This is a genomic window from Pacificibacter marinus, assembly GCF_018860665.1.
Taxonomy (GTDB): Bacteria; Pseudomonadota; Alphaproteobacteria; order Rhodobacterales; family Rhodobacteraceae; genus Celeribacter; species Celeribacter marinus_A.
Map to the genome: position 1 here is coordinate 1 of NZ_JAHKPK010000016.1, position 20,003 is coordinate 20,003.

Sequence of the window (20,003 nt, forward strand, 5' to 3'; positions counted from 1 at the left end):
CGGCCGCGACAAAGCCATTCTCAGAGAAAGGGAAAAAATCAAGAAAAACACAATCAAACAACGCCGCTTGCAACATCAGAAACAAGCCGCATAATCAATCACACAAACGAGCCAGAGCCTCCAATACTCAAGCCGCTCTGATGCCCCATTTTATATGACGACGGACAAACGCCATCAGCGCGGCATTTCCAGTCGTGCCCTGCAACAGATGTTTGCGATCAGAATCTCTTATCGATGTATTCGTCTTTTCCGCAAGCTGGTCAGGCCCATAATACACAAAGGAAGCAGCAGAATAGCCAAGGACAGGCAAACCAAAACAAGAGAGATTGGACGCTCGAAAAACACGCTGACGTCACGGTGAATAATGAGCGTCCGACGCAAGTTCTCTTCTAAGAGCGGGCCTAGAACTGCACCAAAGGCGAGCGGTAACACAGGAATACTCAAACGAATAAAGGCAAAGCCGACAGCGCCAAAAAATATTGCGACCCAAACGTCAACAACCGCATTGCGCACCGCATATGCACCGAGCAAACACAGAACCAAGACGGCCGCCGTCAACAGCCGTTGCGGAATAGCCAAAATTTTTCGATAAACGGGAATGCCGATCAACCCTGCAACAAAGGCAGTGAGCAGAATTGCAACAAAAAGCGCGCCGTAAATGGTGACGACTAAATCCGGTTGATTTTCAAACAGGCCCGGCCCAGGCCGCAAACCGTGCAACAACAGAACTCCAATCAAAACGGCTGTGATACTGTCACCTGGAATGCCAAGTGTCAGCATTGGGATCAAAGCGCCCCCCACACAAGCATTGTTGGCCGCTTCGGGGGCTACCACACCGCGCGGGATACCTGTGCCAAATTTTTCAGGCGTCTTAGACAAGCGTTTTTCACACGCATAGGCAAGCGCCACGGCCACGGCCGAACCTGCGGCGGGGATTGCGCCAACGAATGTGCCAATGGTTGAGCTGCGCAATACGGTTGGCAATTCCCCCAAAAGTTCAGAAAACTTTGGCCAAGTGCGCGCGCGAGAGACGGCAACTTCGGGAGTGTCGGTTTTAGATCTGATCAACAGAGACAGGACTTCGGCAATGCCGAATAGCCCGATAGCAAGCGGGATAATGTCAATTCCACCCTGCAGGTCCGCCGTTCCAAAAGTAAAGCGTGGCACATCTGTAACCTGATCGCGCCCCACCAAGCCGATAATCAGCCCCATTGCACCAGCGGCCAAGCCACGCAACATATCGCCAGAAGAGGCGTAGGCAACAAGAGCCAAACCAAACAACACCACGGCCGCATATTCAGGCGACCCAAATTGCAACGCATAAGTTGCGATTGTTGGCGCCAAAATGACCAGAAAAATCCAACCTATGATGCCACCCAAGATGGAGGCTATCAGGGCATAAGCCATCGCTTCAGCAGCTTTGCCTTCGCGGGCCATCGCGTTGCCATCAAGCAGCGTGATCATAGCGCCGGGTGTTCCGGGAATGTTAAGCAAGATTGCTGAAACTGACCCTGCATAAACGCTGGAAAAGAACACGGCGAGCATCAAAACCATAGCTGGCGCGGTTTCCATCCCATAGGTGAACGGCAACATAACTGCCAACGCCATGGTCGAACTGACACCAGGCAATGCGCCAAACACAAGCCCTAGAACAACACCTATAAGCGCCAGCCCTAACATGTAGGGCGAAAACAAATTGTAAATGATCGTTGTAAGCAAGTCATAGGTCATAGCGGCACCGACAGTCCAAAATGAAAGAGCGCGTAGAGAATAAGCCCTATGGCGCCCCCGAAAACGGCCGTGAAAAACCAAGGCACATGGTCAGAACGCCCAGCAAGAACGGCCAAAGTCGCACCGATGAGACACAAGGCCAGAGCCGCCCCCAAGATATGGCGCAAAGGCAGAAAAGCGCACATGAGCGCAACAGCAAGCGCAGCAGGCCAGAGCGACATAAGAGAACTTTGGTTTGAGGTCGCAGTTGATTTTTTGAGCCCAAACCATCCGCGTAGCGTGAGACCGCCCCCCGCCAAGCCCAAAGCCGCCAATAAGATAAGCGGCAACAAAGCGGGCCCCGGATCACGCGCGAAGTCATCGTGCAAACGCCCCGCTTGACTGAAGTGAACTCCAGCCAAGCCTAAAGCCAAAGCGAGGCACAAGCAGCCCGACACGAGATCATTAATGACCTCGCCTCGATCTGTTTGTATGTCGTGACCTTTATTTAGGGTTTGTGACAAGCCCTGCCTCCTCAAGAACAGGGTAAACCTGCTCGTCAAACGCCGCGATGCGGGCACTGGCTTCTTCTGCTCCCAAAGGTTCGATCATATAGCCTGCGGTGTTGGCGAGCGTGATAAACTCCTCTGCCGATAACACTTCGATCAATGCTTTTGATAAAATTGCCGCCACATCTGCTGGTAGTCCTGCGGGGGCGACAATGGCACGAAAATCACCAGCAAGCACATCATAGCCCTGCTCTTCAAAGGTTGGAATATCAGGCGCTAGAAAATGTCGCGCACCTGACATCACACCAAGGATACGGACATCGCCAGATACTGCGTGCTCCAAAACTTGCGGCAGTGGAACTGTTGCACTTTCAACCTCGCCCCCCAAAAGAGCCGTCACAGTCGGCGCATAGCCAGCATATGGGACCTTGTTCAGCTCTAAACCCAAAGCGGATTCCATGATCGCAGCTGAAATATAAGATGCGCCACCGGGAGGATCATTGCCATTAGGCACATCGCCGGGCGCCTCTTTTACAGCAGACACATAATCGTCAAGGGTTTGATAAGCTGTGCCAGCCCCGACTGTCAGCGCACCGGGGTCAGGCCCAAAGAATGACAGGACATCAAGCTGGTCCATCATAACAGGCTCATCAGTGGTATACTGTTGGATCACACTGGATGCCCCCAGCATACCGATTGTGTAGCCATCAGCATCAGCCTTTGCCAACTCGCGCATACCGGTCAATCCACCTGCACCATCGTAGTTTTCAATCACCACTGGCACCCCCAGCGCGCCACTTAAATGATCTGCGACCATACGGCTGGTTGTGTCCTGCCCACCACCGGCAGGCCAGTTGACAACCCATGTGATTGGCCCTTCCGGGAAGGTTTGCGCAAAGGCGCTCACGGCGAGTGTGCTTAGAAGGGAGGCAGCCCCCAATGTCGCTATTAATTTCACGGTACGTTCCTTTCGATACCTTATTCTAGTGCAGATCATTCCTGCTTGCATATTTAATTGACCGATTATTTTTGTTCTTGTATACAAGAAATACGAAAGATAACGACACATATGTAAAAATAGATCAATTAGTGATCGGATGATTAAAATATGAGCATAATTGACCCAACAAAAGACAATACGCGCCCAACCGGTACACTTGGAGCCTTAGTTGAGGCACAGATTGAGCAAGATATTGTAGAAGGTCGCTTTCTACCCGGAGATCGACTCGATGAGGAAGAGCTGGCCACACGATTAAGCACATCGCGCACGCCTATACGCGAAGCCTTGCGCAAGCTGGCGGCAAGCGGTTTGGTGACAATTCGACCACGATCTGGCGCGACGGTGAGCCGCCCAAGTCTAGCTTTGGTCATCGACTTATTCGAGGTCGTCTCTGAACTTGAGGCCTTTGCCGCACGCCTCGCTGCCCAGCGGGCGACGGATACCCAACTGACCGCAATTCAAATAGCGCATGAAGACTGTGAGCGATTATCTCAATCATCTGATGCAGGGGCTTATTTCAATGCTAACCTTGTGTTTCATGGTGCGATTTGGTCTGCATCGAACAACGTCATGCTGGCCGAACAAATCGGGACTGTAAACAAACGGCTATCACCTTACAGACGGCAAATCACGTTTCACCCAACCCGCAAACAAGACAGCCAGTCCGAGCATAGCCAGATTGCAAACGCGCTAGCCAATAGAAAGCCTGATGTCGCTGAAAAAGCGATGCGTGATCATGTGATGATTTTATCGGATGATGCCTTGCAGCTTGCGCGAACCCTAAGACTCTGAACTTAAAAGGCCAAAACACGATGGATTTACACCTAAACGGTAAGACAGCTCTGATCACGGGGGCTTCTATGGGAATCGGCGCCCATATTGCCGAAACTTTAGCGGCAGAAGGTGTAAACTTGCACTTAACAGCCCGCAGTGCCGATAAATTGGAAACGCTTAAGGCGCGGATTTTGGAATCATATGATGTGGCTGTGACCCTGCACCCATTGGATTTGGCGACGGAAACGGCCCCTGCGGCACTTTCCGAAGCCATTGAACAGGTTGATATTTTGGTGAACAACGCCGGAGCGATCCCAAGTGGTGATCTTTGGGATGTGTGTGACGCAGCATGGCGTAAAGGGTTTGACTTAAAGGTCTTTGGCTACATCAATATGTGCCGCATGTTTTACACTAAAATGAAATCGGCAGGCGGTGGTGTTATTATCAACATCATTGGCAATGGCGGCGAAGTGCTAGACCGTGACTACATCGCAGGCGCAACGGGCAATATCAGCTTGATGGGCTTCACCCGTGCGCTTGGTGGCTATGCATTAGACGACAATATGCGCGTGGTAGGGATCAACCCAGGCCCGGTTAACACCGATCGCATTTACACGATGTTAAAAAAATGGGCCGAAAAAGACCTTGGCGATTCAAACCGTTATCAAGAGCTAGCCAATGGCTATCCACTGGGCCGCCCAGCTCACTGCCGCGAAATTTCAGATTTGGTGGCATTTTTGGCCTCTGAGCGCTCAGGCTATACCAGCGGAACGGTCTTCACTGTCGATGGCGGCATCTCTGCACGCACGTCCATCGTATGAAACGTCTCGGCCTTTTGATCCCCTCTTCCAATGTTGTACTAGAGCCATTGGCAGCCAAACGGACAGATATTCAAGTTCATGTGACGCGACTGGGGGTTTTGACTGTTAAACTCGACCCCGTCTCGCAGGCGCAATTTGCCATGGACACGCATGTCGCTGCGGCCAAACTTTTGCACGATGCAAAGGTTGACGGCATTGTATGGGGTGGAACATCAGCCAGCTGGCTCGGTGTCGCGCATGACGAAGCATTCGTCGCGCGGGTAGAAGCTGAAACCGGCATTCCAACGACAACAACAGTGTTGGAAATCAATCGTCAGCTCCGGACGATGGGCGCAAAGCGAATTGGCCTCGTCACGCCCTACACGTCAGATGTCGCGCAACGGATCAATCAAAATTACGAAACATTGGGATTTGAAATTGGGGCTTGGCGCGCAGACGGAGGAGACTTGAGCAATGATTTTGCCAAAATCTCAGAGGATATAATCGAAGGGATGATCCGCGATGTGGCACAAGAAAAAGTCGATGCCATCGTCATTATGTGTACCAATGTCGCCGGCGCAAGAATCGCTTCTAACATGACCGAAATCCTTCGTGTGCCAGTGCTTGACAGCGCCATTGCAACATTGAACCTTCCGGCAAGTTTTTGGAAGTAATTTACACGAACATGTCTATGGCAGGTAATCCCGTCCATCATCATATAAAGTAGGACTGGACCTATTTTATAGCGTTTGAGGATGAGTTATTTTGGCAGCCCCTTCTCTGGATCGCCACAACTTAACCTGCATCAACAATGCTATGAAAAACAACCTACCAGCATAAATAGCACACGCTTATATCATACAATCTCAGAATCATATCTGCGAGGCCGATAGCCAAATAGGCTTAACCGTATAGCCTGTACTGCCCTAAAATAACGCGTCCTGCCACGGTTGAACCGTCACGGATTTGTGCCGTTTCAAAGTAAAGTATTTATTGCTTGCGAGAGCCCGATTTGGACACTGCTTTCGAGAACTGCACCAGAATCGCGCTTGTCGATAGATGTGGGTGGGAACAGCAATGCGCTGCGATAGGCCTGAAGAGCTGTTTAAAAAGGAGCCACACATCATCAGCCCATTCTGTAGGTGAAGTGGCGCCCATATTAATTTCGGCGACAGCAATACCAATTCTACGCAGTCATCGCCCAACCAAATCAACACATCCGCGCTGCGGCCCCCTCTTTTAAGGCTCCATCAAAACCGATGCTGACGGATAATCAGACGCCCAAGTGGCAGGCAGCGGCGCTACAAATACATTTTCGGTGCGGTTGTGCGTAAAGCGCCAAGTCCCATCTTCGCATTTTTTGAATTTATTGAACAAACGCGAAGACCGCATGAGCGCCTTGCCATCAGAGAACAGCCACGGCTGCATGTGCACCCAATTCCCTTCTGCGGTCATCGCATCATCGGCGACACGGATTTGTTCAGATGTCAGATAATGGCAATTCAAAATCAGGGCTGAGTCCTGCTTGCCCCCCCAAAAGTTTTGGAAGTGTTTCTTCACCGCGTCCCAACCTTCAAGACGTCCAAACTGACCATCGTAATAGTCGCCAACACCCTCCCACACAGCTTCTGGTGCATAAAGCTCCATGATGCGATCCACACGATCGACATCATCCTTCACTCCGAACTCTGGGTTGGGCGTGTCGCACAGAAACATATAGCGCGCCTGTAAACGACGCACTGAAGCTTCGGCTTCGAGAATCGCCAATCGCGCTTCTAGGGCTTGAATTTTCTCGTTCATCATAAGGTTTGTCCTAATTGTGCGCGTTTTTTGCGCATTCGAAGTCCTTTCCAATCGATATCAGAAATTAAGTTAATATTCACGTAAAAATTATTGACGCCATGTAAACTTGCAGTAATTTTACTGTAACACCACATTTTAAATCCACAGGGTCAACATGACTGTAGTCAACGACACATACTGCGCTTTAGCGCATACTCTAGACATGGGCGAAGGCGCCTTGAGAGTTGCGATAAAAGACTGCATCGACATCCAAGGCACCGTCAGCGCCTGTGGCAGTGCGGCGCTGCGCAGCAGCCCCCCTGCGCAGAAAAACGCCGCAGTGGTCGACGCGCTGTTGGCGCGAGATTGCACGATCATCGGCAAAGCCAATATGCACGAACTTGCCTATGGCATGACCGGCGTGAACGCAGCCTTTGGCACCCCCATCAATCCAAAGTGGCCAGACCGCATTCCTGGCGGCTCCTCGTCAGGATCTGCCGTCGCAGTTGCCGCAGGCCTTTGTGATTTTTCCGTGGGCAGCGACACTGGCGGGTCCGTGCGCCAACCTGCCATCTGCTGCGGCGTCTATGGCATCAAACCCAGTTTTGGGCGCGTCAGCCGCGACGGTTGCCACCCTACCCATAGCTCGCTCGATTGCATTGGTGTCTTCGCCCGTTCCATTGCAATGATTGAGACCGGCATGGAAGCCATTGATCCCAGCTTCACCCGAGTATCACTGACAAAACCACTGCGCATGGCGCGCATTGACTGTAGCGCAGCCCCTGAAATTCAAACGGTTATTGACCGTCACTTTGGGGCTGAGCCAGTCATCCCCCTCCCCCAAATGAGTGCGGCCTTCGAGGCTGGCATGACCCTTATCGGCATCGAAGCAATCAGCGCTTATGGGACGTTTTTGGAACAGGGCGATGATTTGGGATCGGACGTGCGTGCACGGCTGGAGAACGCGGCACAAATCCACCCAAGGGCCTTTGTCGACGCCGAGAACATGCGCACCCAATTCACAAACGAGGTGGATGCGGCTTTGGAGCAGTTTGACGTGCTGCTCACCCCGGCACTCCCGATCATTCCGCCAACACTGCTCGAGGCGGCGGATCCCGCGACAGTCCTGCCGCTGACGAAGTTTTTGCGCCCCTTCAATCTCAGCGGGCACCCCGCAATCGTTTTGCCATTCACGGCTGGCCCTCAGGCTTTGCCCGCAGGCCTTCAACTCATTGGGCGCAAAGGAGAAGACGCCTTTCTCTGCGCAGCCGCCCACAAAATTGCATCGATCCTTACCGAAGCTCAACGGGAGACCACTCCATGACCATCGTAACTAGCCCGGCCGTATCCAGCGCGGCGCCGCAGCCGCAAACCAAACACGAGGTGCTTGAGAGCATCCGCAGCCGAGCACCCGAATTTCAAGAGCTGCGCCACATCCCGCAAGATGTCGTGGATCAATTCAAAGGGCTTGGCGTGTATCGCGCCTTTGTGCCCAAACGTTTTGGCGGCGATGAAAAAAGCCCCGCGGACTTTTGCCGTTTGATCGAAGATATCGCAGCGGCGGATGCCTCTGCAGGATGGGTCGCGAGTTTTGGTGTCTCCGCCACATATCTGAGCACCCTACCCCCAGAGACTTACACTGAAATCTTCGGCAAAAACCCAGATACGGTCTTTGCCGGTACAATGTTCCCCCCGCAGGCCGCAAAAACCGTGGAGGGCGGTTACGAGGTCACGGGACAGTGGCCTTGGGGCTCTGGCATCATGGGCGCAGATCTGGCGGGCGCTGGGATAAAGGTGGAGGATCAGCAGAGCAAACTGCCGCTCATTGCCATCATGCCCAAAAGCGAGATTGAAGTGGTTGACACGTGGAAGACCATGGGTCTGCGCGCCACGGGCTCTCATGACATCAAAGCCGAGGGTGTGTTTGTGCCCCGCGAATGGACATTTGTGCGCGGCGCCAAGCCAACCATGGATGACCGTATCTTCCGCTACCCGTCCATGGCGCTCGCGTCTCAAGTTCTTGCTGTTGTGGCCCTTGGGGCTGCGCGCTCTGCGCTTGATTTCATCTATGAGGGCAGCGCGCGCCAATCCGTGACAGGCGCGCCAAAACCCGGTGCGCGCCCCTATCTGCAGGCGGAATATGCCAAGGCACGCGGCCTCTATCTTGGTGCTCAGGCGCTGTTCTACGACACGCTCGAAGAGGCGTTTGAAGAGCTCGCCCATCAAGAGACCGTGAGCCGCGAGATGCATATCCGTTTGCGCCTTGTCGCCTCAAAGGCGGCCAAAGACGGCGCCGAAGCGGCCCGTATGGCCTTTGCTCTTGGCGGCTCGGCGGCCATCAACGAAGGCCACCCGCTTGGCCGATACATGCTCGACGCGGCCGGCGTCGCCCAACACGCCTTCCTCAGCGAAGGCACATGGACCGGTGCTGGCGCCGCCATGTTCGATGAACCCACCATGCCTGGTTACCCATAAGGATTTCTTTCATGACTGATAAAGCTCCCCTCCGCACGCTGCTTTGCTTCAACAACCACCCCACATTCTTCTCCTTGCCCTTCGATCAAATCGGCCCAGTCTGGACGGCAACGCAGGCGCTGATGATGGGCATCGACCAGATGGAAGGCGTTGAAATTGTGGGCACATTTGACGACGACCAAACCATGGTCGGGGCCACACAAGGCTTCCCTTACACATGGTACATCCTTGCAGATTTCCCAGACCGCGATGCGGTGCAAGCCGCTTGTAACCTGCTGCGCACCATCGTTGTCGGCGAAGGCAATGACCGCCTTTGGAAATACATGACAATTGAGGCGCGCATGGGCCGTGCGCTTGAAATTCCTAAAGCGCACCGGAGCTAAACGATGTCCCTAGACACACCTAAATTCAGCGAACTCGACGCGATGTACGACGTTGAAAACGCCAAAGTCGCGACAGAAATGTATGAAGATCCGGCGCTCTTCAAAGAAGAGATGGACAAGATCTTCAAGAAGACTTGGGTCTTTGTGGCGCATGAAAGTGAATTCCCCGACAAGGGGTCGTTCAAACTGTCTCATGTTGGTTTGGACCCCGTGATTGTGGTGCGTGACCGCAAGGGCACAATCCACTGTATGGTCAACCGTTGTCGTCACCGCGCCGCCACGGTTTGCGAAGTGAAAAAGGGCAAAACCTCCTCTTTCCAATGCCCATACCACGGCTGGGGATACGGCCTTGACGGGTCACTCCGCGCAGTGCCTTACCCAGAGCAATACGGCGATGATTTCGACAAATCTCAGCACGGCATGCTGAAGCTGCGCACGGAATCTTTCGAGGGCATGGTGTTTGCCACGTTCAACTATGATGCAGAGCCGCTAGTAGACTTCCTTGGCCCAGAAGTGTGCCGCTACATGACCTTGTTCATGAAGCAAGGGGGTGGCTTCCCTGTCAAAGTGATCGGTGAGCACCAATTCTCCGTACCAATGAACTGGAAGGTTCAGCTCGAGAACACCACGGACGCGTACCACTTCCCCATCGTGCACAAGTCCTTCATGCAAACGCTGGACGAGAAAACCGAAGACCTCTTTGCCTTTATGGACAAGAACGAGGGCTGGGTTGAAGATCTGGGCAATGGCCACTCGATCATGATGATGATGCCCTCCCGCGAAGACCTTGACGAGCGCATGGATGATCCGATTGAGCCGCGTTTTGAATGGCTGGCCGAAGAAATCCGCAAGGAAGGTTACAGCGAAGAGCAAGTCAAACGCATCGTGCTCGCGGTTGGCGGCCCTGGCTTCAACATGAACCTCTTCCCCAATGTGTCCTTTTCCCTGTCCTTCTTCCGCGTTCTGACACCCGTGTCTGTCGATCAAACCGATATTCGCCACATGGCGCTCGGCATGGACGGCGGACCCCAGATTGCCAACCAAACCCGTCTGCGCCTTCACGAGCATTTCCAAGGCCCGATGGGCTTTGGCTCTCCTGATGATGCAGAAGTTTGGGAACGTGTGCAGCGTGGCACCCAAGGCGGTGAAGAGCTTAAAATCCTCGTCAATCGCGGCATGGTTGACGAAGAGCCTGGCGTGATGGGCCCTCGCGGTCATGTGAGCGCGGAAACCGGCATGCGCGCCGCCTATGGAATGTGGAAACGCATGATGGACGAAGGAGCTAACGATGTTTGACACCAGCACTTCCAGCACCGATTTGCTTACAGAGGTGACAGCATTTCTGTGGAAAGAAGCCGATATATTGGACCGAAAGGCCTATGACGCTTGGCTAGAACTGTGGCTCACCGAGGGGCTCTACATCCTGCCCATGGGCGACGGTGAAGATTACGAAAACCAGCTAAACCTTTGCTATGACGACGATAAAATGCGCCGCATGCGCATCGATCGTTTCAATCGCGGCTTCTCTATCTCCTCAGCCCCCGCCGCTGATACCGTGCGCACAGTCAGCCGCATTGTCATCGACAGCGTTGACGGAGAGGCCATTAAAGTGCGCGCCGCGCAGCACGTGATCGAAGATAAATTCGGCCGTCAACGCATCTGGGCCGCCGATGTCTTCTTCACTTTGAAGAAAACCGAAGACGGATTTCTGATCGAACGCAAAATCGCAAAACTTCTCAACTCAGGGGGGATGCTGAACTCGTTCAGCTACTTGTTCTAATGGCGACACCTCTTCCAGATACCATCCAAACAGCCGTTGTGACCGGCGGCGCGCGGGGCTTTGGCGCACAGGTGTGCCGCGCCCTTCACAAAGACGGATTTCGGGTCATCATCACCGATGTTGATCCGGGCTATGAGGCGGCAGCGCTTGCCTCCGAGCTTGATCTCGCGGGCGAGACCGGCATGACCGCAACGCTTGATGTATCCAAACCCGAAGACTGGCAGCGTGTATTGGACGAATGTGTCGAGCGCTACGGCTCTGTCGAGGTGTTGGTCAACAACGCCGCACGCACCGCCGTGCAGCCGCTCTTGGACATCGATCCGGCGGATTTTAACGCGATTATGGCCACCAATGCAGGCGGCACGTTCACGGGCAGCCAAGTCTTTGGCCGCCACTTCAAAGAACGCGAATATGGCCGCATCATCAACCTCGCCTCTCTGGCGGGACAAAACGGCGGCACGGCAACGGGGGCGCATTACGCAGCCTCCAAGGGCGCAATTCTCACGCTGACGAAAATCTTCGCACGTGACTTGGCCCCTTTCAACGTCACCTGCAACGCCATCGCGCCCGGTCCGATGGACACACCAATGGTGCGCGACGTGCTGGGCGAGAATATCGACAAAGCCATCGCCAACATACCCGTGGGCCAGCTTGGCGATCCGATTGTTGTGGCCGACTTGGTGGCAATGCTCGCGGCACCACGCTCTGCTTTCGTCAATGGCGCCTGCTGGGACGTCAATGGCGGCCTTTACATGCGATAGGAGCAGATTGATGACGGAAAATACAACCACACTCACCGTTTCAAAGCGCATTGAGGATCGCGGCGACATCGCGCGCATCCAGTTGACGACGAAAGATGGCAGTGACGTCAAAGCTTTCACCGCCGGCGCACATCTGGATATCTACCTGCCCAAGGAAGATATGTGGCGTCAGTACTCCTTATGCTCAGATCCAGCAGAAACCGGTTTTTATGAGATCGGTGTGCTTAAAGATCCTAACTCGCGCGGCGGCTCTGCGGCAGTACATCGCGACGCGATCGAAGGTGCCGAGTTCACCATCGAAGGCCCGCGCAACCACTTCCCGCTGGCAGAAAATGCAACCTTCACCGTTCTTTTGGGCGGCGGCATTGGCGTCACGCCGATGATTGCAATGGCGAAACGTTTGCATGCCTTGGGCAAGGATTTCGTTCTGCACTACTGCACACGCTCCGAAAACCTGACGGCGTTCAAGGACGCGCTCGATGGATCGGGGTTTGCCGATAAAATCGCCTATCATTTCGATGACAAAGATGATGCGCAACGCCTTGATTTAACGCGCGATATTCCAGAGCCATCTGCGGACACGCATCTCTATGTCTGCGGCCCGCAAGGGTTCATGGATTGGGTCATTTCCACCACCGAAGCGGCGGGCCATGCCCCCGAGAACGTTCACCGCGAATACTTCTCGGCTGATGTGGACCTCTCGGGTGACAGCTTCGAGGTCGAATGTTCCCAGAGCGGCATCACCGTCACGGTCGGGCCCGACGATACCATCGCCCGCGCGCTTGCCAAAGAAGGCATCAAGATCGAAGTGAAATGCGAAGAAGGCGTCTGCGGCACCTGTATCACCGAGGTCTTGCAGGGCGACATTGAGCACCGCGATCAATTTCTCACCGAGGAAGAACGCGAAGATATGGATCAGATTTGCGCCTGCTGCTCGCGCGGCAAAGGCAAGCTGGTCTTGGAAATCTAGGAGATATGCAGATGGATTTAACCCAAAGCCAACTCGATTTTCGCGAAGGCATGAGCCGTATGGGCGCTGGCGTGAACCTGATCACGACAGATGGGACCGCTGGCAAACATGGCCTCGTGGCCTCTGCCGTTTGCTCCGTGACCGACGCCCCGCCCACCCTCTTGGTCTGTGTGAATCGCAACGCATTCGTGCATGACAAGTTGCTCGACAACCGCGCGCTCTGTGTCAACGTTTTAGCGGCGCATCACCAAGACCTGTCAAATGTTTTCGCGCGGTTTGTGCCGGGCGTTGATCGATTTTCACATGGCACATGGACCACCGCAGCAACCGACGCGCCCGTGCTGCAAGATGCCAATGTGGCCTTCGATTGCCGCATCGGATCCGTCGTTGAGCAAGGCTCGCATTCGGTGATGTTTTGCAACATTCAAGCTGTGCATCTACCGGAAAAATCTGATCGCGGTCTCGTCTACTTTAGCCGCGACTACCATCACTTAGAGGCGCACCAAGACGCTTAAACCATGGGCTTGTCCCCACGGGGGCACTCCAGCGCTCCTCCTTCGATGCTTCATATCGAGCAGTCAGTCCCTTGCACTGCGTAACTTTTGATCGTCGCAAGTAATAGAGCGCAAATTCGCAGGTAAACGGCTGAAAATCTAGGAACGAACCGCCGGCCAATTTACAGTAGTTTTACTGCAAGTCAGCACAGGAATGAACCGTAACACCGAACCAACAGATCAGGCATGAAACGCATCAAAAGAAACTGCGCGCGTGCCGAACAGGGAAAAAAATGAAACATCTATTTTCGACCATTGCTACAACGCTCATTTTCGCAAGTCCCACGTTTGCGGACACAACCCTCACCGTGGCCAATTGGTTGCCGCCATCCCACCCGCTGGTCTCAGAAGTGATCGTGCCCATGACAGAGCAGATCAATGAGGCGACAGGCGGCAGCGTGACCGCCAATATTTTGCCTGCCCCCCTTGGACCGCCCCCCGCGCATTTTGACTTTGCCATCAACGGTGTGGCCGATATCACCTTTGGCGTGCAGGGCTATAACCCGGGCCGCTTCAAAACCACCAACATCGCAGAGGTGCCCTTCTTGGGCGACAGCGCCGAAGCCGTTTCTGTGGCCTACTGGCGCACCTTTGATGCGATGCTGAAAGATGCGGGAGAATATGACGACGTGAAAGTGCTCGGCGTCTTCACCCACGGGCCAGGACAGATCTTCGTCAAAGAAGCGGATACCAGTGCCACTGATCTTTTGGACGGGCAAAAACTGCGCGTCGGCGGCGGCATTGCCCATGAAGTTGCCACCGCTCTTGGGGCTGTGCCTGTGGAAGGCCCCTCGTCTAAAGCCTATGAACTTTTGAGCCAAGGCGTCGCCGATGGTATTCTTTTCCCATATGAATCTGTGAATTTTTTCAAACTGATACCCCAGCTTGGCGAGGCGGTTTCCGTGCCAGGTGGCCTGTACAACACCTCCTTTTATGTGGTGATGAACAAAGGCAAATGGGAGAGCCTTACAGCTGAGGAACAGAGCGCCATTGACAGTGTGACCGGCGAGGCGCTTGCCCGTATGGCAGGCCAGATGTGGGACCGCGCGGATGCGTCAGGCCTCGGCGCCATGGCAGGTCAAACCACCGTCACCCCAGCCTCTGAGGATCAGCTCGCAGCTTGGACAACCGCGCTGCAGCCAGTGGTGGATGCGAAACTTGCAGAGGTGAGTTCCACAGGCGTGGATGGCGCGGCCGCTCTGGCCATGCTGAAGGCTGAAATCGCAGCCGTTGAAGCTGAGTGATGCGCAGCGCGATCCCCACAGAAGTTCAGGAGGGGCGTGATGACGCCTCTTCTGAGCCTCACCTCTCACGGACGGGCATCGTTCTTGGGGGCTTAGGCGGTATTCTTTTGCTGAGCATGATGGGTCTTACCGTTTGCGACGTGATTGGGCGCTATCTGTTCAATGCGCCGATCGTTGGCGCCACGGAGCTCACCGAAATATTGCTCTGCGCAGTGATATTTCTGGGTTTGGGCGCTGTTTCACTGGCGCAAGATCATGTCACGGTGGATTTGCTCACGGAGAAAATGCCCAAGCGCTCAGAACCGCTGCGCGAAGCTCTCACAGGTCTGCTCAGCGCGGTGATCTTGATGGTCGTCTCTTGGCGCATCTGGGTCTATGCCGATCAAATTGGCGGCTATGGCGGGCAAACCACCAACCTTCATATACCGCTCGCACCGCTGGGCTATTTTTGCGCTATTTGCGCCCTGTGTGGCGCCCTCATCACCGCCCTTATCCCCCTCAGACGCCTTTTGAGCTCCTCCACACACTAGCCGCGACACAATAAAGGATTTTCCATGGAACACTGGCCTGTCGGAATGGCACTTCTTGCCACTCTTCTCTTTTTAGGTGTGCCGATCGCATTCGCGTTAACAGGCGTTGGCCTCATTGGCGTGGTGTCGATCATTGGCTGGGCCCCCTCTTTGGCCCTGCTGGGATCGGTGTTTTTCGACAATGGGCGTGACTACTCGCTTTCGGTGCTGCCGCTGTTTCTCATGATGGGCAACTTTGTGGTGCAATCAGGGATCGCGGCCGAACTCTACACCTCTGCCTATGCTTGGCTCAGACACCTTAAGGGGGGCTTGGCGACAGCCACTGTTGTGGCCTGCGGCGCGTTTTCGTCCGTATGTGGATCGTCTTTGGCCACGGCGGCGACCATGACCAAGATCGCCCTGCCCTCGATGCGTAAATATGGCTATCCCGATCAGCTATCCACCGCTTCCATTGCTGCGGGCGGCACCTTGGGCATTTTGATCCCGCCATCGGTGATCCTCGTGTTTTATGGTATTTTGACCCAGCAAGACATTGGCCGCCTGTTTTTGGCAGGGCTAATTCCGGGCATCATTGGCATTATCGGCTATTCCCTTGCGGTGCGCCTATCGCTGCGTATGCAAAAGATTGACCTACCCACCGAGGCCAAACTACCCCTGAGCGAGCGCCTCATTGCGCTCAAAGGAACGGCTGGGGCTTTGGTGCTTTTTGCCTTTGTCATGGGCGGCATTTATCTGGGGGTTTTTACCCCGACAGAAAGCGCAGGCATGGGGGCTGGCGGCGCTTTGCTCTTGGTGATTTTGAAGGGTAAGTTCACGATCCACTCCACGCTCAACGTATTGTTCGATACGATGAAAACCACCGCAATGATGTTTTTCATTCTGTTTGGCGCGCTCACCTTCACGAATTACGTGAACATGTCTGGCATGACGACGGACATTCAAAGCTTCATCACGCAAGTGACCACCGGCCCCTTAGGTTTCATCCTCGTCGTTCTGTGCATCTACCTCGTGCTGGGCTGCTTTTTGGAAAGCCTGTCGATGATCATGCTGACCGTGCCGGTTTTCTACCCCATTGCAGCCAATCTGGGCATTGACCTGATCTGGTTCGGCATCTTCGTCGTGATGGTCACAGAAATCTCCTACATCACCCCGCCCGTGGGCATGAACGCCTTCGTCTTACGCTCCGTCGTGCCTGACGTGCGCCTCGGCACCATTTTCAAAGGTTTAGTGCCTTTCGTCTTCGTCGATGTGCTGCGCATCTGCCTGCTCACGGCCTTTCCTGCCATCGTTCTTTTCCTCACCTAAATTTGAGACTTTTCATGACCACTCCCTACAAAATTGGCGTCATCGGCGCTGGGAACATCGGCACGGCCATGGCGGCCTTGCTGTCGCAATCTTCAGCGGAGGTCTGGCTGACAGCGCGCGGCGCACGGCTCAGCCAAATCAGCGCGCAGGGCGTCGTGCTTGATGAGCGCGGCAGTGAAATCCACGCCACGCCAAAGACAGCGCCGCAGCTGCGAGAGCCAATGGACGCCTTGTTTGTCTGCGTGAAATCGCAAAGCCTTGCGCAGGCCATCGCCCTCAACAAAGCCGCCATCACCCCTGAAACTTTGGTGGTTCCCATGGTCAATGGCCTGCCGTTTTGGTTCCATGCGCAGGCGGACCAGATGAACGCCATGCCGCTGCTCGATCCTGACGCGGAGCTATCACGCCTGCTGCGCCCGGCTCAAGTGCTCGGCGCGGTGCTTTTGATGACCGTGCAAATGGATGTGCAAGGGCGCGCCACCTCCAGCAACACACCGACCCTCAGTTTGGGCTGCGTCAGTTCTGGCGCTGATGATGCAAATATCGAGAAACTGGTGTCTTATTTGGACGCAAGCGGTGTGCGCACGGACATCACCCCAGCTATTCGCGAAAAAGTCTTGGTGAAGCTGCTGGCCAATTTCACCACCAACCCCTTGTCGGCCCTCACAGGCGCGATGTTGGACGAGATTGGCACGGATGCGGCTTTGCGCGATATCGCTCTGGCGCTTGCCGATGAATTCAGAACCTGGGCCCTCGGTGAAGGGTTTGAGCTGCCGACGAACGCGTGGCTGATCGATCTGCTGCAAGATGCCGGCGCCTTCCCCACATCGATGCTGCAAGACGCCCTTGCCGGCAAGCCTCTCGAACTGGACGCCATCTGCCGCGCCCCCCACGCCCTCGCCGCCGCCAAGTCGCAGGCCATGCCGATGGTGGCGCGCCTCCTTGAGGCGCTCAAAACCGATCAAACCCTCCCTCTTCCAAAACCGCAGGTAGAGGCGTTGATCCAATCCCTGCACAGACCGCTTCCTGCCTGAAAGGACCCTTTATGACACAGACACCATTAAACAGCACCGCCCTGAGCGAAGCCGAGCTGCGCGTACAGCTCGCCGATTTCTATCATCTCGTCAGTTACTTGGGATGGACTGAGCTGATCTTCAATCACATCTCCATGCGCCTTCCCGGTGAAGAGCATGCCTATCTCGTAAATCCTATGGGCCTGCACTATGACGAGGTCACGCCTGAGAACCTGCTGGTCGTGGGTGTGGACGGAAAGCTTCTGCGCGAGAGCCCCTACAAGCCAAACCCTGCGGGCTTTGCTTTGCACGGGGTGATCCACGAGCACCGTCCCGATGTGGGATGTATTGCCCACACGCACACGACGCCGATCTCTGCGATGACCATGAAGGGGTTTGGTATCAATCACGACAGTTTCTACGGCGCACAGCTCTATGGCCGCGTTGGCTATCACACCTTCGAGGGCATCACGATCTATGACGACGAGCGCGCGCGTATGCTGGACTCGCTCAAAGACAAACATGTTCTGGTGCTGCGCAATCATGGCATCGCGGTCTGTGAAGCGGACATTCCGCTGACGTTTTTCCTTTTGTGGACCGTGCAGCGCGCGGCGGAAATTCAATGTGCGGCGGGCGGCATTCCTGGCCCTGACAACGCCTTGCCCGAAGAGGTCAAACAAAAATGCGCAGATGATGCGCAGCGCCTCAAGGACAATGCGGGCTTTGCCACGTTGATGTTCGACGCGATGGTACGCAAAATGAAGCGTGATCGTCCTGAGTTTGCGTAAAGCTGCCCCTGACTAAAGTGAAAACGACGCCAGAAAAAACCAAAGGGCGAAAGCGTCGGCGTGCCCTTTGGTCTCGTATCGCCAAAATTCAGTTAAAGCCAACAACCGTTCGTCCCTTGGCCAACTGCGTCACATTTCACGTTCTCATGGGGGTAAAATCTCTATATAGACGCTCTAGACTTCCACTTGGAGATACCTGTTGTGAGCTCAAACCACGATAGCCCGAACAAATTTAAGCAAAATTGGCCGTTTTTCTGGTTCAGCCAAATCAATGCGGCATACACGAATGTGTTAGAGCGTCGCATAAAGGCTTACGGCATTGATATCCCTCGCTGGCGTGCCATGATGAGCCTGTATGAAGACCAATACTTATCGGTGTCTGAAATTGCTGATTTTTCCGCTCAAAAGCTCAATACAACGACAAAGGTCGTTCAACGCATGATGAAAGACGGCTTGGTCTCGACGCGTGTCCGCCCTCAAGACGGACGCGTCACCGAAGTTTGCCTCACAGACAAAGGCGAGAAACTACGTAAGGAGGCCTTCACAGAAGCGCAGGCGGTTTTCGACGCGACTTTCAGTGAACTATCTGAGGCCGAGATACAGGACCTAAATACGACCCTATCTCGTTTGCACACACGGCTTAAAGACCAGTAACTGACGCATCGCATCCTAGAAGCTCAGAGCCTTTTTTAGCCTGCCAACACCGCCGGCAAAGCATCGCTTGCGCTCCACTGGCTTTATCGAAGATGAAAATTAGGGATTTTTCACGCGCAGTACAGCAACCGATGATGAACCGAACATGTCTAGCGCCCGATTTCGAAATCCGTAATTTTGAAATTCCCCAATAAAGTGACTGATACTGGCGGCCACACTCCGAGGCAAGGATGGGACTAATAGGCAATGTCAGACACATCTTGCTTGGAAATGAGGACGCGTACGTGAATTCGAAACGGTTAAACTGCCGTCCTAAAGCTCTGCATAGAGACGGCCGGTCGCTGGACGCCAGCAAAACACGTAGCCGTAGCTGAACAATCGAAGTGAGAATAAACATCAGCTATTTCGCAGATGAACATGTGTGATGCCGCGCTACGCTTAAAGGTTGGCTGTCAGCTGTGAGCTTGGCATCAAGGTCATAAGGCCTACTTATGTTATATGTGGAATTAGCTGCAATCTTGAAGTTCTCTTGCCATAAAACGACAACACCCGCCGTTTTACGAGCGGGTGTTGTCGGTTCATTTGTTTGCGTTCGTGAGGATTTGACCTAAAACCCCGAATGCGTGGTTTTCGTGCACGGGGCATTGCCTTGGCAATGTTCAGTAATCAAGATGTTTATATGGTGATATTGGTTGCGGGAGTAGGATTTGGCTTGAGCGATATAAAAATGGAGCGATAATACGCATATGCATTCAAACGCAGGATTCGCCCCTCGTGTCGATCAACGCAAACTGAGCTGCTCCCCATTTGTCTGACAGGATCTGGCGTAAATTAAGCTACTCTTTGCACCTGCTGATCGGGTTTGGTCGTTTCAATTCTCTGCCAATAGACCACGGCAGGTGGTTTGCCGCCAAGGGAAGAATGTGGTCGCTTGTGATTGTAGAACTCGACCCATTTTCTAACACCAGCCT

22 protein-coding genes are annotated in these 20,003 nt (G+C 54.2%); 17 read left to right on the forward strand and 5 right to left on the reverse strand.

Annotated elements, in window-relative coordinates:
• Positions 1 to 228 precede the first annotated feature (228 nt).
• From KO497_RS03450 to KO497_RS03460, 3 genes are read right to left on the reverse strand one after another with little or no spacing between them, the layout of a single operon-like run.
• The gene (locus KO497_RS03450; RefSeq protein WP_215942568.1) at positions 229 to 1,731 is read right to left on the reverse strand and encodes a tripartite tricarboxylate transporter permease; all 1,503 of its coding nucleotides are present in this window, start codon (positions 1,729 to 1,731) and stop codon (positions 229 to 231) included.
• Positions 1,728 to 2,234: a tripartite tricarboxylate transporter TctB family protein gene (locus tag KO497_RS03455; RefSeq protein ID WP_215942569.1), complete on the reverse strand. Its 507-nt coding sequence runs from the start codon at positions 2,232 to 2,234 to the stop codon at positions 1,728 to 1,730. Before KO497_RS03455 ends, KO497_RS03450 begins: the two co-directional genes overlap by 4 nt.
• Positions 2,215 to 3,177 carry a Bug family tripartite tricarboxylate transporter substrate binding protein gene (locus KO497_RS03460; protein WP_215942570.1) on the reverse strand — a complete coding sequence of 321 codons (963 nt, stop codon included), beginning with the start codon at positions 3,175 to 3,177 and terminating at the stop codon, positions 2,215 to 2,217. The genes KO497_RS03455 and KO497_RS03460 overlap by 20 nt, the downstream gene beginning before the upstream one ends.
• A 150-nt stretch (positions 3,178 to 3,327) precedes the next feature.
• On the opposite strand from KO497_RS03460, the gene KO497_RS03465 reads away from it, so the two are divergent.
• Genes KO497_RS03465 through KO497_RS03475 form a run of 3 tightly spaced genes read left to right on the forward strand, consistent with a single transcriptional unit; the run spans position 3,328 to position 5,467 of the window.
• Complete coding sequence (locus tag KO497_RS03465) at positions 3,328 to 4,011, forward strand: GntR family transcriptional regulator (RefSeq protein WP_215942571.1); 684 nt, start codon at positions 3,328 to 3,330, stop codon at positions 4,009 to 4,011.
• A 20-nt stretch (positions 4,012 to 4,031) separates the two neighbouring features.
• Entirely contained in the window at positions 4,032 to 4,814 is a 783-nt protein-coding gene (locus tag KO497_RS03470; protein WP_215942572.1) for a short-chain dehydrogenase/reductase, read from the forward strand.
• Positions 4,811 to 5,467: a maleate cis-trans isomerase family protein gene (locus tag KO497_RS03475; protein ID WP_215942573.1), complete on the forward strand. Its 657-nt coding sequence runs from the start codon at positions 4,811 to 4,813 to the stop codon at positions 5,465 to 5,467. The genes KO497_RS03470 and KO497_RS03475 overlap by 4 nt, the downstream gene beginning before the upstream one ends.
• A gap of 565 nt (positions 5,468 to 6,032) precedes the next feature.
• Here the strand turns inward: KO497_RS03475 and KO497_RS03480 are convergent.
• Complete coding sequence (locus tag KO497_RS03480) at positions 6,033 to 6,596, reverse strand: nuclear transport factor 2 family protein (RefSeq protein ID WP_215942574.1); 564 nt, start codon at positions 6,594 to 6,596, stop codon at positions 6,033 to 6,035.
• A gap of 154 nt (positions 6,597 to 6,750) precedes the next feature.
• Between KO497_RS03480 and KO497_RS03485 the strand changes: the two genes are divergently transcribed.
• From KO497_RS03485 to KO497_RS03550, 14 genes are all read left to right on the forward strand, one after another.
• Positions 6,751 to 7,899 (forward strand): amidase, encoded by a 1,149-nt coding sequence (locus KO497_RS03485; RefSeq protein ID WP_215942575.1) that lies wholly within the window; start codon positions 6,751 to 6,753, stop codon positions 7,897 to 7,899.
• Positions 7,896 to 9,050: an acyl-CoA dehydrogenase family protein gene (locus KO497_RS03490; RefSeq protein WP_215942576.1), complete on the forward strand. Its 1,155-nt coding sequence runs from the start codon at positions 7,896 to 7,898 to the stop codon at positions 9,048 to 9,050. The genes KO497_RS03485 and KO497_RS03490 overlap by 4 nt, the downstream gene beginning before the upstream one ends.
• Positions 9,051 to 9,061: 11 nt before the next feature.
• The gene (locus KO497_RS03495; RefSeq protein WP_215942577.1) at positions 9,062 to 9,433 is read left to right on the forward strand and encodes a hypothetical protein; all 372 of its coding nucleotides are present in this window, start codon (positions 9,062 to 9,064) and stop codon (positions 9,431 to 9,433) included.
• Between the two features lie 3 nt (positions 9,434 to 9,436).
• Positions 9,437 to 10,729, forward strand: coding sequence for an aromatic ring-hydroxylating oxygenase subunit alpha (locus tag KO497_RS03500; protein ID WP_215942578.1), 1,293 nt, complete (start codon positions 9,437 to 9,439; stop codon positions 10,727 to 10,729).
• Positions 10,722 to 11,213 carry an aromatic-ring-hydroxylating dioxygenase subunit beta gene (locus KO497_RS03505; protein ID WP_215942579.1) on the forward strand — a complete coding sequence of 164 codons (492 nt, stop codon included), beginning with the start codon at positions 10,722 to 10,724 and terminating at the stop codon, positions 11,211 to 11,213. The genes KO497_RS03500 and KO497_RS03505 overlap by 8 nt, the downstream gene beginning before the upstream one ends.
• A complete protein-coding gene (locus KO497_RS03510; RefSeq protein WP_215942580.1) occupies positions 11,213 to 11,974 on the forward strand; it encodes an SDR family NAD(P)-dependent oxidoreductase in 762 nt (253 codons plus the stop codon). Before KO497_RS03505 ends, KO497_RS03510 begins: the two co-directional genes overlap by 1 nt.
• A 10-nt stretch (positions 11,975 to 11,984) precedes the next feature.
• The gene (locus tag KO497_RS03515; protein ID WP_252729501.1) at positions 11,985 to 12,944 is read left to right on the forward strand and encodes a PDR/VanB family oxidoreductase; all 960 of its coding nucleotides are present in this window, start codon (positions 11,985 to 11,987) and stop codon (positions 12,942 to 12,944) included.
• An 11-nt stretch (positions 12,945 to 12,955) separates the two neighbouring features.
• Positions 12,956 to 13,459, forward strand: coding sequence for a flavin reductase (locus KO497_RS03520; protein ID WP_215942581.1), 504 nt, complete (start codon positions 12,956 to 12,958; stop codon positions 13,457 to 13,459).
• 272 nt (positions 13,460 to 13,731) lie between these two features.
• On the forward strand, positions 13,732 to 14,742 hold the full coding sequence (locus KO497_RS03525; RefSeq protein WP_215942582.1) for a TRAP transporter substrate-binding protein: 1,011 nt from the start codon (positions 13,732 to 13,734) through the stop codon (positions 14,740 to 14,742).
• Positions 14,742 to 15,272 carry a TRAP transporter small permease gene (locus KO497_RS03530; RefSeq protein WP_215942583.1) on the forward strand — a complete coding sequence of 177 codons (531 nt, stop codon included), beginning with the start codon at positions 14,742 to 14,744 and terminating at the stop codon, positions 15,270 to 15,272. The genes KO497_RS03525 and KO497_RS03530 overlap by 1 nt, the downstream gene beginning before the upstream one ends.
• Before the next feature lie 24 nt (positions 15,273 to 15,296).
• Positions 15,297 to 16,577, forward strand: a complete 1,281-nt coding sequence (locus KO497_RS03535) for a TRAP transporter large permease (RefSeq protein WP_215942584.1) — start codon at positions 15,297 to 15,299, stop codon at positions 16,575 to 16,577.
• Between the two features lie 14 nt (positions 16,578 to 16,591).
• Complete coding sequence (locus tag KO497_RS03540; RefSeq protein WP_215942585.1) at positions 16,592 to 17,611, forward strand: ketopantoate reductase family protein; 1,020 nt, start codon at positions 16,592 to 16,594, stop codon at positions 17,609 to 17,611.
• An 11-nt stretch (positions 17,612 to 17,622) separates the two neighbouring features.
• Complete coding sequence (locus tag KO497_RS03545; RefSeq protein WP_215942586.1) at positions 17,623 to 18,378, forward strand: class II aldolase/adducin family protein; 756 nt, start codon at positions 17,623 to 17,625, stop codon at positions 18,376 to 18,378.
• Positions 18,379 to 18,579: 201 nt separating this feature from the next.
• Entirely contained in the window at positions 18,580 to 19,032 is a 453-nt protein-coding gene (locus tag KO497_RS03550; protein ID WP_215942587.1) for a MarR family winged helix-turn-helix transcriptional regulator, read from the forward strand.
• An 831-nt stretch (positions 19,033 to 19,863) separates the two neighbouring features.
• Here the strand turns inward: KO497_RS03550 and KO497_RS19380 are convergent.
• The coding region (locus KO497_RS19380) for an integrase core domain-containing protein (protein WP_215942589.1) at positions 19,864 to 20,003 on the reverse strand (140 nt) is incomplete at its 5' end.